Source organism: Dehalococcoidales bacterium, from assembly GCA_041656115.1.
Taxonomy (GTDB): Bacteria; Chloroflexota; Dehalococcoidia; order Dehalococcoidales; family UBA5627; genus UBA5627.
The window spans coordinates 42,972-56,390 of sequence record JBBAED010000006.1; the positions used below are offsets into that span (position 1 = coordinate 42,972).

At 45.4% G+C, this 13,419-nt stretch carries 13 protein-coding genes; 4 read left to right on the plus strand and 9 right to left on the minus strand.

Annotation, left to right across the window (positions count from 1 at the left end; genetic code table 11):
- Positions 1–2: 2 nt before the first annotated feature.
- Positions 3–473: an N-acetyltransferase gene (locus WC958_04750; GenBank protein ID MFA5629537.1), complete on the plus strand. Its 471-nt coding sequence runs from the start codon at positions 3–5 to the stop codon at positions 471–473.
- A 4-nt stretch (positions 474–477) separates the two neighbouring features.
- Positions 478–1,002: an NUDIX hydrolase gene (locus WC958_04755; GenBank protein ID MFA5629538.1), complete on the plus strand. Its 525-nt coding sequence runs from the start codon at positions 478–480 to the stop codon at positions 1,000–1,002.
- A 197-nt stretch (positions 1,003–1,199) separates the two neighbouring features.
- Here the strand turns inward: WC958_04755 and WC958_04760 are convergent, their stop codons facing one another.
- The 9 genes from WC958_04760 to WC958_04800 form a co-directional block, all read right to left on the minus strand.
- Positions 1,200–1,544 (minus strand): histidine triad nucleotide-binding protein, encoded by a 345-nt coding sequence (locus WC958_04760; protein MFA5629539.1) that lies wholly within the window; start codon positions 1,542–1,544, stop codon positions 1,200–1,202.
- Between the two features lie 2 nt (positions 1,545–1,546).
- Positions 1,547–2,107: a Fe-S-containing hydro-lyase gene (locus WC958_04765; GenBank protein ID MFA5629540.1), complete on the minus strand. Its 561-nt coding sequence runs from the start codon at positions 2,105–2,107 to the stop codon at positions 1,547–1,549.
- A gap of 189 nt (positions 2,108–2,296) precedes the next feature.
- The gene (locus WC958_04770) at positions 2,297–3,142 is read right to left on the minus strand and encodes a fumarate hydratase (GenBank protein ID MFA5629541.1); all 846 of its coding nucleotides are present in this window, start codon (positions 3,140–3,142) and stop codon (positions 2,297–2,299) included.
- 309 nt (positions 3,143–3,451) lie between these two features.
- On the minus strand, positions 3,452–3,778 hold the full coding sequence (locus WC958_04775; protein ID MFA5629542.1) for a hypothetical protein: 327 nt from the start codon (positions 3,776–3,778) through the stop codon (positions 3,452–3,454).
- A gap of 173 nt (positions 3,779–3,951) precedes the next feature.
- Positions 3,952–4,884 (minus strand): malate dehydrogenase, encoded by a 933-nt coding sequence (gene mdh / locus WC958_04780; protein ID MFA5629543.1) that lies wholly within the window; start codon positions 4,882–4,884, stop codon positions 3,952–3,954.
- Positions 4,884–5,978: an isocitrate/isopropylmalate dehydrogenase family protein gene (locus tag WC958_04785; protein MFA5629544.1), complete on the minus strand. Its 1,095-nt coding sequence runs from the start codon at positions 5,976–5,978 to the stop codon at positions 4,884–4,886. The genes mdh and WC958_04785 overlap by 1 nt, the downstream gene beginning before the upstream one ends.
- Before the next feature lie 17 nt (positions 5,979–5,995).
- Positions 5,996–6,487 carry a 3-isopropylmalate dehydratase small subunit gene (locus WC958_04790; protein ID MFA5629545.1) on the minus strand — a complete coding sequence of 164 codons (492 nt, stop codon included), beginning with the start codon at positions 6,485–6,487 and terminating at the stop codon, positions 5,996–5,998.
- Positions 6,487–7,740, minus strand: a complete 1,254-nt coding sequence (locus WC958_04795; protein ID MFA5629546.1) for a 3-isopropylmalate dehydratase large subunit — start codon at positions 7,738–7,740, stop codon at positions 6,487–6,489. Before WC958_04795 ends, WC958_04790 begins: the two co-directional genes overlap by 1 nt.
- Before the next feature lie 89 nt (positions 7,741–7,829).
- Positions 7,830–9,695: a pyruvate carboxylase subunit B gene (locus tag WC958_04800; GenBank protein MFA5629547.1), complete on the minus strand. Its 1,866-nt coding sequence runs from the start codon at positions 9,693–9,695 to the stop codon at positions 7,830–7,832.
- 272 nt (positions 9,696–9,967) lie between these two features.
- Between WC958_04800 and nuoE the strand changes: the two genes are divergently transcribed.
- Together nuoE and WC958_04810 are read left to right on the plus strand one after the other, a co-directional pair.
- A complete protein-coding gene (gene nuoE / locus WC958_04805; protein ID MFA5629548.1) occupies positions 9,968–10,396 on the plus strand; it encodes an NADH-quinone oxidoreductase subunit NuoE in 429 nt (142 codons plus the stop codon).
- Positions 10,389–13,403, plus strand: a complete 3,015-nt coding sequence (locus WC958_04810) for an FAD-dependent oxidoreductase (GenBank protein ID MFA5629549.1) — start codon at positions 10,389–10,391, stop codon at positions 13,401–13,403. Before nuoE ends, WC958_04810 begins: the two co-directional genes overlap by 8 nt.
- The last annotated feature ends 16 nt before the right edge of the window (positions 13,404–13,419 follow it).

The window sequence follows — 13,419 nt, forward strand, 5'->3', positions numbered from 1 at the left end:
AAATGGAATACAGCATTGAAAAAGCGCGCATTACCGATGCCGCTAAAATACATAAAATGGTTAATCACTTTGCCGCTAACGGTAAAATGTTGGCGCGCTCGCTTTCCGAAATCTATGAAAATATAAGGGATTACTTTGTTACACGCTTGGACGGAGAGGTAATCGCTTGCATTGCTTTGCATATCAGTTGGAATGACTTGGCCGAAATAAAATCATTGGCAGTTAATGAAGAACACCAAAAACTCGGAATCGGAGAACAGATGGTTGTTGCTTGCCTTGAAGAAGCCAAGGAAATCGGTATTCCCACTGTTTTCTGCCTTACTTACGTGCCCAATTTCTTTGCCAAGTGCGGTTTTGAAATGGTGGATAAAAGGGAACTGCCGCATAAAATTTGGGGTGAATGTTACCGCTGTCCCAATTTCCCCGATTGCGACGAATCCGCTTTAGTGTATCGACTTGAAAAACAAGGGTAGAAAGATGATTGAAGAAACATTATCCAGCAAAACAGTCTTTAAAGGCGAAATTATGAACCTGCGCGTAGATGAAATCCGTCTTCCCGGCGGGCGTAAAAGCACGCGTGAAATCATTGAACACAGCGATGCCGTTGCTGTGATTCCCGTTGACAGAAACGGAAATGTGTTATTGGTTAAGCAATACCGCAGCGCCGCCAAAGAGGAGTTGTTGGAAATACCGGCAGGGTGTATTGAAAAGGGTGAAGCCCCGGAGGAAACCGTAAAGCGTGAATTACAGGAAGAAATCGGCTACTTACCTAAAAAATTAACTAAAATGGGCGGGTTTTATGCCTCGCCCGGCTATAATACCGAATATTTGCATTTATATTTGGCAACGGATCTGGTGCCATCCAAAAAGCATGCCGAAGACACCGAAAGTATCGAGGTTGTGCCCGTTCCGATAAAATCGATAACCGATTACATAAAGTCCGGGAAAGTGCGTGATGCCAAAAGCGTGGCGGGCATTCTGTATTATATGTTTATGAGGTAATCTTTAAACTCGCAATCTCATACGATTATTCTAATATCGCCATATTGTCTATTCAAGAAGGATTGATTTGTTGTCTCTTTCTTATTTACATCAAATTCATTCGTTCCGGCTCCAGCGTGATATCATAAAATGCCTTTGCAATCGGCGCAACTTTAAAAAAGACACGCTGTCATTTACAAAACAGGGGTTGTGTTCTCTTAGTCAAAATTCCCCGACATTTGTCTGCCGCCGAGCAGGTGCATGTGCAGGTGAAATACAACTTGCCCGCCGTGTTTTCCGCTGTTTATAACCAACCTGTAACCGCTTTCGGATAGCCCTTGTTCTTTGGCAACCTTATTGGCAACCGCAACCATATTCCCCATTAGTATATTATCGGTTGGGGCGAGGTCTGTAAGCGACGCGATATGCCTAACCGGAATTACCAGCAGATGAGCGGGGGTGAGCGGCGCAATATCTTTAAAAACAACAATCTCATCATCGCGGTAAACAATGTCACCGGGGATTTTTCCGTTTATAATTTTACAAAAAATGCAATCTTCCATAGTTAAACCTCCGTGTTTTGATAAGCTGCGCGGCTTGTTTCGTATAAATTGTTACCGCAAGTATCAACAGCAACGATAGCCGGTAAGTTTTCTACTTCCAATTTCATTACGGCCTCGGCGGCAAGTTCAGGGTAGGCGATTACCTCTGCTTTTTTGATGCATTTGGAAATTAACGCTCCGGCGCCGCCGAATGCGGCAAAATATACGGCGTTATATTTTTGCAGCGCTTGAATTACCTCGAGTGAACGGTTTCCTTTGCCGATTATGGCTTTTAACCCTTTAGAGAGCAGCTGTGGGGTATACCCGTCCATTCTATCGGATGTTGTCGGACCGGCAGAGCCGATTACTTTTCCCGGTTGGGTGGGAGAGGGGCCCATATAATAAATAGTTTGCCCGCTTATATCAAAAGGCAATGAATTGCCTTCTTCCAGCGCCTGAACCATTTTGAGGTGAGCCGCATCGCGGGCGGTATAAATAATTCCCGATATTAAAACCTTTGTTCCGGCTTTTAAATTATTGATTATGTTTTCATCGATTGGGGAGGTGATTTTAATTGTTTCCATTTTAACTTTATGCCTGCCTTCTCTTTACGGTTTTTATTGTAGGTCAAGGAATGCAAGAATTCAAATTGCAACGGAGTAGATTTGCTTTTGTTTTGATAACTTATCTGCATTTACAAGGGAAATTAGTTGGGGCGATGTTGAAAGTTGGGGTATTTAGACTAATTTACAAGCCTGACGATTTAAAATAGTCTAAATCGTCTGTTCCCGGTGTCTTATACTGTGGCATTGGATATTAACGGCAACCGGAAGGCTGGCGATATGGGTTGGCATTGTTTCGGCATGTACGGCGAGGGCGGTTGTGTTTCCTCCGAATCCCAGCGGCCCGATTCCCAGTTTGTTTACTTCTTCCAATATCTCTTTTTCCAGTTTGGCAATTTCGGGGTCAGGGTTTGCCTTACCGGTTTCTCTAAGCAAGGCTTCTTTAGCCATCAAAGCCGCCTTTTCAAATGTACCGCCGATACCGAGCCCGATTACAATCGGCGGGCAGGGGCTTCCTCCGGCTTCATTTACGGCTTTTAACACGGTTTTGATAATTCCCTTTGTGCCTTCACCGGGTTTTAGCATTACTACTTTGCTCTTGTTTTCGGCGCCGCTTCCTTTTGACATAACGCTAATTTTAATTTTGTTACCGGAGACTATTTTAGTATGAATTATTGCAGGGGTATTGTCGCCGGTGTTTTTTCTGGCTGTAAAGGGTTGGTTAACAATGGATTTACGTAAGTAGCCCTCTTTATAAGCTTTTCGGACACCCTCGTTTACCGCATCGTCCAAGCTTTCGCCTGTAACGTGAACGTCTTGACCGACTTCCAAAAAGACGATAGCGGTGCCGCAATCTTGGCAAAGGGGGATATTTTCGCTTTCGGCAATCTGCGCATTTTCGATAATGACATCAAGCGCTTCCTTCCCAAGCGGGGAGGATTCATTTTTGCGGGCGTTTTGCAGAGCAGAAAGGGTATCGTTCCCCAGTTTGTAGTTGGCTTCTACAATCATCCGCGTAACGGCTTCGGTGATTTCGATGCTCTTAATTTCGCGCATTTTTGAGTATTTCCTGTTCATATTTTCATTATGATTTAATTCTTCGAGAAACTAAGGATTGCCTTTTAATAAGGTACTACGTTTTCTTCAAGCCCTTAAAAAAATTGTGTATAAATATCAATCTGGGCTATGTTACATGTGTGTCAAATGCACTCTATTGTAATTTTTTGCAAACGCCATTGTACAAAACTTTAAATTAATTAATGCAGTAACTAGTTATATTATGATGATTATTATCGTGAAGGACGAACATATAATATTTTATATTATGTGGTTTTTATTTTATAAAATTATATAGTGTATTCTTAACTATAAATCTTCCAGCTCGTCTAAAAATTCAAAATAGTTAAATTCTGTTTCTTCATATTTCATATTATTATACCCCTCTATAGGGCTGTTACCCATTTCTAAATATTTTTGTAATCTTTCTAACAAATAATTGATATCCTCACGGTCGTCCTCATACTCATTCCAAAGCATGTCAAAATATTGTGACACTATCCAATATTCTTCTTTTTCTTTTTTACTTAACCCCGATTGCTGTAAAGCTACTTCCTCCGCATTTCTTTTTGCAGTTTCCTCCCAACCTATGACTGCCATTTTCATCAATATTGGAGCTCCACGCATATTCATCATTTCAATATACTCTCCTTTTGGTTCCCCATGATTTATAGATTTATTATACCACTAGCAACACAAAAAGGGTGTACTTTTATATAAAAATATTTAACAGGAGACATTGTAATAGAAGAAATGATGGAAGTAAGATATGATAAACATATTGATTATGAGGAGAGGTAAAGTGTCAGCTATCCGATATTATCTAATGTATCGATTAACGCCCTAACAGCCTCAGAAGATTTTTTAAGGGCGGAAAGTTCTTCGTCCGTTAAGTTAAAATCAACAATTTCCTCAATCCCGTTCTTTCCCAGTTTAACCGGAACACCGATAACCACATTGTTTAAATTGTATTCCCCCTCGAGATAAACGGCGCAAGGAAGGATTTCTTTTTTATCCGCAATAATCGCTTCTGCCATGCGGGCGGCGGCGGCGGAAGGGGCGTAAAAAGCACTGCCGCTTTTAAGCAAGCCGACAATTTCAGCCCCGCCGTTAATTGTACGGTTAATCAGCTTATCAATCGTTTCATTCGGCAAAAGTTCCGTAATCGGTTTCTTGTTTACGGTTGCCAAGCGCGGGAAAATAACCATATTTTGCCCGTGTTCACCGAGGGCATAAGATTGCACCGAAGTCATCGGGACATCCAATTCCGTAGCAATAAAACTTGAAAGCCTGGCGCTATCCAAAACCCCTGAAAGCCCGAAAACCCTGTTTCTGGAGAATCCGCTTGTTTTTAATGCCAGATAGGTCATTGTATCGACCGGGTTGGTAACGATAATTATAACGCAGTTCGGGGAAAACTTAACGATGTTTTTGGTAACCTCGCCAACAACATTGGCATTGATTTTAATTAAATCATCACGGCTCATACCCGGTTTGCGGGCAACACCGGAGGTAATAATCACAACATCGGAGCCGGCGGTATCTTTATAGTCGTTTGTACCGATGATTATGGAATCAAAACCGATAATCGGTGCCGATTCCTGTAAATCAAGAGCTTTTCCCTGAGGCAGCCCCTCAACGATATCTAAAAGTACGATATCGGCAATATTTTTGACCGCTAAACATTGTGCGAGGCTGGCCCCGACATTACCGGCACCGATAACACTTACTTTTGCTCTCATTATCCGTTACTCTCCAGTTTTTCGATTATAGCATCGGCTACTTGAGAAGTTCCGACAGCCGAATCCCTTTCTGAATTCGGTTTTAAATCATAAGTTATATTTTTGCCTTCGGCAATTACATCGGCAATCGCTTTTTCCAACTTTTCGGCGGCATTGTTTTCGCCGATATGCTTTAACATCATCACCCCCGATAACATCATCGCCATCGGGTTTACTTTATTTAACCCCTTGTATTTCGGTGCGCTGCCGTGGGTCGGTTCAAAAAGGGCAACCCCGTCGCCGATATTGGCACCCGGCGCAACACCCAAACCGCCGACCAATCCTGCACAGAGGTCCGAAAGGATATCCCCGTAAAGGTTGGGGCAGAGGATTACATCAAACTGCTGCGGTGTTTTGACCAGTTGCATTGTCATATTATCAACAATCCTATCTTCGAATTCGATATCGGGATAGTCTTTGGCCACCTCACGGGCGATTGCTAAAAATAAACCGTCCGAGAATTTCATAATGTTTGCTTTGTGAATTGCGGACACCTTTTTGCGCCCTTCTTTGCGGGCAAATTCAAAGGCGTACTTTGTAATTCGGCGGGTACCGAATTCGGATATCGGTTTAATACTGATGCCCGAATCTTCCCTGATATTTGAACCGCTTTTTTCGGAAATAAATTTAATTAGCTCTTCCGTTTGCGGTTTACCTTTTTCAAATTCAATACCGGCGTAAAGATCCTCGGTATTTTCTCTAACAATAACAACATCGATATCTTGATAGAAAGTAGGAATTCCGGCATAGCTTTTGCAGGGTCTGATGCAGGCATAGAGTTCAAGCTGCTTGCGCAGTGCAACGTTTACACTGCGAAAACCCGAACCGACGGGGGTTGTTACCGGCCCTTTAATCGCTACTTTATTTCGGCGTATCGATTCTAAAACATGCTCGGGGAGAGGGGTGCCGTATTCGTCCATAACATCGACACCGGCATGTACAATATCCCAGTTAAACCTGACTCCGGTTGCTTCCAAAACCCTTTTTGTGGCGTTACTGACATCGGGTCCGATTCCGTCGCCGGGAATAAGGGTAACATTATAAGTGTTGGTCATTTATAAAACCTCCCAAATTACATCTGAAAATCGCCGTACTTTTTAATGTACGGCATTAGCCCGCCTTCTTCCAAGATGCTTAACATGGCATCCGGTATTTTGTTGAAGGTCAGTTCGGCTCCGTTGGTTAAATCTTTAATAATTCCGCGTTTTAAATCGACTTCCAGTTCGTCGCCGTCATCAATTTTATCGGTGTCGCAGATTAAAACCGGCAGTCCGCGGTTAATTGCATTTCTAAAGAAAATACGTGCCACCGATTTGGCAAGCACCGCACTTACTCCGGACATTTTAATTACAAGCGGGGCATGTTCGCGGCTGGAACCGAGCCCAAAATTATTGCCGCCGACAACAAAATCACCCTCTTTAACACGAGAGGCAAAGGTCGGGTCGGCATCTTCCAAAACGTGCTTTGCAAGCTCGGGCAGATTACTCCTTAGATGTGCCAGCCTGCCGGGTACGATATGGTCGGTGGAGATGTTATCTCCGAATTTAAAGGCTTTCCCTTTCATTAAAGAACCTCCCTGGGATCGGTAATCTCACCGGTTATTGCCGTTGCCGCCGCTGTTGCCGGGCTGGCAAGATAAATAAAGGAATTGGGGTTGCCCATTCTCCCTTTAAAGTTGCGGTTGGCGGTTGATAAACAAGATTCGTTATCGCCCAGCACGCCCTGGTGCAAACCGAGGCAGGAACCGCATCCCGGCGGTAAAATCATAGCCCCGGCATCCAAGAGGGTTTCGGCATAACCTTTTTGGATCATCTCTTTTAAAATTGTTCTGGAAGCCGGTGTAATCAGTAATCTTGTTGCCGGATTTCTCTTTTTGCCTTTTAACATAGAAGCGGCAATCTCAAAATCTTCAATTCTGCCGTTGGTACAAGTTCCGATGGCAACCTGTTGGATTTTGGTTCCCTTTAAGTCTTTAACAAGCGCCGTGTTATCGACAGTATGCGGTTTGGATAACGTCGGCTCAAGCGTAGATACATCAATATTAACGATTCTTTCATAAGCCGCGTCGGGGTCTGCGGCAAGCGGTTGATATTTATCCCCGCGCCCTTGTGTTTTAAGATAATCTTCGGTAGTTTTATCGGCAGGGAACAGCCCGACTTTGGCGCCGGCTTCCACTGCCATGTTGGCAATCGTTAAACGATCTCCGATTGGCATCTTGTCAACCGTATCGCCGGCAAATTCCAACGCTTTATAGGTTGCTCCGTCCGCGCCGATAAACCCGATTAAATGCAGTATTAAATCTTTGGCATAAACGTGCTTTTGGAAACTTCCGCTGCAAACTACTTTTATCGTTTCGGGTACTCTAAACCAAGTTTTACCGAGCGCCATTGCAACGGCGATATCCGATGAGCCCATTCCGGTCGCAAAGGCGCCGATGCCGCCGGCAGTAACCGTGTGCGAATCCGCACCGACAATTACATCACCGGGTACGGCAATATTCTCAGCTACCAGTTGGTGGCAAACGCCATCCCCGGCATCCGATAGAATGCAGCCGGTTTTTTGAGCGAAATCTCTGAGCGTAATATGATCGGTTGATAATTGGCTGTTGGGGCTGGGTGCGGCATGATCAATAAAGAGTATCGTTTTTGACGGATTGGCCATTTTTTCAAAACCGTTATTTAAAAACTCGCGTACCGTTAAAGGCCCCGTTGTATCTTGAACAAATGCCAAATCAACAGGAGTAATAACAATATCACCCGCTCTAACATCGGTTTTGGACTTTAAACTTAAAATCTTTTCAGCCAGAGTTTTTCCCATATTCACATACCTTTCAAACAAGGAATATTTATGCAACAGTAAGCCTGTCTCTTTATCATGGTAATATTAATTACGATAAAAAGCCAGGGTTAACCGATGACAGCAAGAACATCATCACGTACGACGTGATCACCTGCTTTGAATCTGATTTCCGTCACCTTGCCCTTAACGACTGCCGGTAAATCAATCGCCATTTTCATAGCTTCGATAACAGCTACCGTGTCGCCTTCTTTCACTTCGTCGCCAACGTTGACGGTAAAGCGAATCACAAGCCCGGGCATAGGGGCAACAATGGCAGTTCCGTTAACAGGTGCGCCGTTTGCCGCCGGTGCGGAAGCGGCAGGGGGCGGTGCCGGTGCCGGAGCGGGAGGCGGCGCAGGTGTGGCCGGGGCTGCCGCTTGAGTTTGAGCCGTCGCTTGAGGCGCCTGATTTTTCGGTGCCTCCGCAGGCGTGGCAACAGGTGCCGGAGCGGCAACAACCGTTGCCGGGTCTACAAGTTTACCGGCCTTGGCCTTTGCGATAAGCTCATCTTCCCGTTTGATATCCTCCATCTTTTTGCCCTTGGTTTCAGGGGGAGGAGTTTCAAGCCCGTATTTCCATTTTAAGAAGCGCATTCCGGTAGTCGGATAAAGCGCATATGTTAACACATCGCCTAAATTGCGCGCGATATGTGCGGTATCGGCATAAGCCTTTTCCATTTCGGGTTCCAATATATCGCCCGGTCTTGATTCAATCGGTGTTTCACCGCGTTCAAATCCCTTCAAAATAATTTTCTGAATTTCGGGGGAAATGGGGACGGGGGTTCTGCCGTATAAGCCGTAAACAAGGTCTTTGACTTGTGCCGAAACAACCTTGTATCTGCCAAAAAGAACGTTCTGAACGGCCTGAATACCCACTATCTGGCTGGTCGGGGTTACAAGAGGCGGATAGCCGAGCTCTTCCCTGACCTTGGGGATTTCGGCATAAACCTCACCGATTCTTTCAAGGGCATTGGCTTCTTTAAGCTGAGAAATTAAGTTTGATATCATTCCTCCGGGAACCTGGTGTACAAGAACCTCGGTATCAATTGTCGCCATTTTGTTGGTGCCCATAAAATCACGGTATTTGGGGGCAATCGACTCAAAATATTCCCCTAATTTAACAAGCTGCTTCATATCAAGTCCGGTATCTCTGTCGGTTCCCTGTAAAGCCGCCACAAAGGGTTCTATCGCCGGGTGTGATGTTCTTAGTGCAAACGGAGCCAGTGCGGCATCAATAATATCCACGCCGGCTTCAATCGCCTTCATCATACTCATTGAAGCCATTCCGCTGGTGTAGTGGGTGTGCAACTGTACCGGAATCTTAATTTCCTTCTTTAGTGCCGATATCAGCGTATAAGCGTCATCGGGGCGGATTAAACCTGCCATATCCTTAATACAAAGGGTATCGGCTCCCATTTCTTCAAGCTTGATAGCTTTATTGATATAGTAGTCCAGGTTATAAACCGGGCCGCCCATGCGGGGCTCAGTCAGCGAATAACAAAGCGACAATTGCGCATGTTTACCGCTTTCCTTAATTGCTTCTAAAGCTGTTTCGAAGTTGCGTTCGTCGTTTAGCGCATCAAAAACACGGAAAATATCGATACCGGTTTTAGCGGCATGTTTGACGAAGGCGACTACAACATCATCGGCATAATTGCGATAACCGACAATATTCTGCCCTCTAAGCAGCATTTGGAGCGGGGTTTTGGGCGCCAGCCATTTAATGGCGGCAAGCCTTTCCCACGGGTCTTCGTTAAGGTATCTGGTAGGAACGTCAAACGTCGCGCCCCCCCATACTTCCAACGAATGGAAACCGGCCTTATCCATCTCGGCTGCAATCGGCAACATATCCTCTGTACGCATACGGGTTGCCAAAAGCGATTGGTGTCCGTCACGCAGAGTAACATCTGTAAACTTTAAAGGATTCTTACTCATAACTGTCCTTTCTTTTTATGGCTGAATTTTACTTATTTGCACATAAAAAATGTACGGATAAAAATACGAATAGTTAGGATAATAATATCACACCCTCTTTTAAGGGGCAAACAAAACTTGTTTATAGCGACCTTATATAATATAATTTTAGGATATTAAATCATAGTCTAACCTTCTGCTTAATATCGTTGATAACCGAATATCTGTTTTGTCAGCGATATTCCCCCGTGTTTTAGCCGTAAATTTCAACTAAGGATAGGTTTTAATAAAAAATGGATATATTATCGGGATTTAGCAGGGATAAAAGTAATTTGGTTGATATCCTGCAGGCGTTTCAAGATAAGCTCGGTTATTTACCCGAAGATATTATAATTGAAGTCGCCGATTATTTGCGGATGTCGCCTTCCGCGGTTTACAGCGTGGCTACTTTTTATCCCCGTTTTAAATTTACCCCCTCCGGCAAAAAGACGGTTTGCGCCTGCAGAGGTACCGCTTGTCATGTTCGCGGCGGCGGGCGGGTGCTCCGTGAAATTGAAAACAAGCTGGGAATTAAACCGGGCGAAACCACATCGGATATGGAATACACTTTGGAAACGGTGTCTTGCATGGGTGCTTGTGCGCTTGCCCCGGCAGTTATGGTAGATAACGAAATACACGGGCAGATGACTCCTGCCAAAGTTTCAGAGGTTATCGGTGAATAATAACGGCAATATTTCTCGCAGTGTTTTAATCTGCCAGGGGACGAGTTGCAGTTCTCAAAAATCGAAAAAAATCCGCGAAGCCTTTGAGTGCGGAATTCTTGAAGCCGGTATTACGGATACAAAAGTAGATTTTACGGGGTGTCAAGGTTTTTGTGCGTTGGGCCCCGTTGTTATTATTGAACCCGAGGGAATCTTATACACGCGTGTTACCGTTGAATATGTCCCCGAGATTATTAGGTCGCACTTACAAGAGGGGCGGCCGGTTTCCGCTTTATTTTATACGGACCCCGAAAGCGGAGAGGCGGTGCCTTATTATAAAAATATCGGAAAATATAAAAAACAACACCGTTTAATTATGCGTAATTGCGGGCATATTAACCCCGAAAAAATCGCAGATTACGAAGCGGTGGGCGGTTACAAGTCTTTAAAGAAAATAATCTCGCATATGTCGCCGCAACAAGTTGTCGATGAAATCAGGTGTTCGGGTCTGCGCGGCAGGGGAGGCGGCGGTTTCCCGATTGCTCAAAAATGGGATTTGTGCCGTGCTACAACTGCCGATTCCAAATATGTGATATGCAATGCCGATGAGGGCGACCCCGGCGCTTTTATGGATCGTAATATTTTAGAGGGCGATCCCCATTCGCTGCTTGAGGGTCTGATTATTGCCGGTTATGCCGCCGGTGCTTCAAAGGGCTTTATTTATCTTCGTTCGGATTATAAGTTGGCGGTCAAGCGTATTAAATTAGCAATCGAAGCCGCTAAAAAACAAGGCTACCTGGGTGAAAATATTTTCGGCTCCGGTTTTAGCTTTGATGTATCTATCCGCACTGGGGTTGGCGCCTATGTTTGCGGAGAAGAAACCGCCCTTATTGCTACAATAGAAGGTAAAAGAGGCACCCCTCATCCCCGCCCGCCTTATCCGGCAGAGCGCGGTTTATGGGGGCAGCCGACCGTTATTAATAATGTCAAAACACTGGCCAATATTCCGCTTGTTATATCACAAGGTGCCGATAGTTACGCAAAAATCGGCACGGTAAATAACAGCGGCACGGCTGTTTTAGCCCTTTCCGGTAAAATCGTTAACGGCGGTATTATCGAAGTCCCGATGGGAACGACCTTACGTGAAATTATCTTTGATATCGGCGGCGGAATTCCCAACGGCAGGCGTTTTAAAGCCGTGCAAATCGGCGGCCCTTCGGAAGCATGTTTGCCGGCCGGCTTGTTAAATACGCCGGTTGATTTTGATTCCTTGGCAAAGGTTGGAGCCAGCCTGGGTTCCGGCGGCATTGTCGTAATGGATGAAGATACCTGTATAGTTGATATCGCCCGCTACTTTTTGTCTTTTACTCAGCTTGAATCGTGCGGTAAATGTACTCCCTGCCGTTTGGGAACTAAGCGGATGTTAGATATATTGGAACGAATCTGTAACGGCAAAGGTAAAATGTCCGACCTTGATTTACTTTTAAAATTGGCTAAAACCGTTAAAGAAGGCTCTTTATGCGGGTTGGGGCAATCGGCCCCGAATACGGTTTTAACCACTCTGCGCTATTTCAAAAAAGAATACGAGGAACATATCCTCAGGCACCATTGCCGTGCGGCGGTTTGCCGCGGGATGGTGAAGGCGCCCTGCATTCATACTTGTCCGGCTGAGATTGATGTTCCGCGTTATATCCGTTCTATTCAAAAGGGGCAGCCCGGTGAGGCCCTGGCGATTGTGCGGGAAAAGATCCCTTTCCCCGCCGTTTGCGGGCTGGTTTGTTTCCATCCGTGCGAATCACGATGCCGTCGGGCACAGCTTGATGAAGCTGTTTCGATTCGTGAATTGAAGCGTTACGCCGTTGAATACGGTAACGATATTTGGAAGAGCCGCACCAAAAAAGCGCTCCCTTCCGGTAAAAGGGTGGCTGTTATCGGTTCCGGTCCGGCCGGTCTTACCGCCGCTTATTATCTTGCCAGGTCAGGGCATTCCGTAACCGTATATGAATCCCAGCCGCTTGCCGGTGGAATGTTACGCATGGCAATCCCCGATTATCGCCTTCCGAAAGATATTTTGGATGCCGATATCGATGAAATAATCAGCGCCGGGGTTACAATCAAAACGAATACGGAAATTTATAATGTGGAAAGCCTTTTTGAACAAGGTTTTAATGCTGTTTTTGTGGCGATTGGCGCGCAAAACGATCTTAAAATCGGTATTAGCGGAGAAGATGACCACCGTTTTATTGACCGCTTGGCATTTTTAAAAGAAGTTAACTCCGGTAAAAAATTCTCGCCGGGTGACAGGGTCGGTGTTATCGGCGGCGGGCATGCCGCTGTCGATGTGGCACGAACGTCTCGAAGGTTGGGTGCCGGTGAAGTAACGATTATTTACCGCCGCAGCCGTGAAGATATGCCGGCCGGCCTTGAAGAAATCGAAAAAGCGCTTGCCGAAGGGATTAACATTTTAGAAATGACGATGCCGGTGCAAGCCGTAAACGGAGAAGATGGGGTAACACTTGAATGTATTCGCATGCAGAAAGGTGATATTGATTCTTCCGGCAGGTACCGTTCGGTTCCGATGGAAGGCAGTGAGTTTAGTATTGAACTCGATAGTGTAATTGCTTCCGTCGGGCAGCGTTTACATATTCCCGATCGCTTTGGTTTGGATACCGCCGATGATGGGTTTATCGGGGTTGATAACTTTACGCTGGCAACCGATAAACCCGGGGTTTACGCCGGAGGCGACGCCGTTTTGGGTCCTTCTTCCGTAATTGAAGCGATTAGCCAAGGGCGCCAGGCGGCTAAATCGATCGATATCTATCTTGGCGGTTCGGGTATCATTGACGAAACATTGGCAATTCCCGAGGATATCGATTTCCTCGAAGACCCGTCAGAACTGCCAAGGCAAGTTTCACCGGTATTACCGGCTTCCGAAAGAATAAAGAGTTTTTCCCAAGTTGAATTGGGTTATGACAGAGAAATTGCGGAAGAAGAGGCCCGGCGTTGTTTGAGATGCGATCTTGAATAATATCAATCGGGTGTTT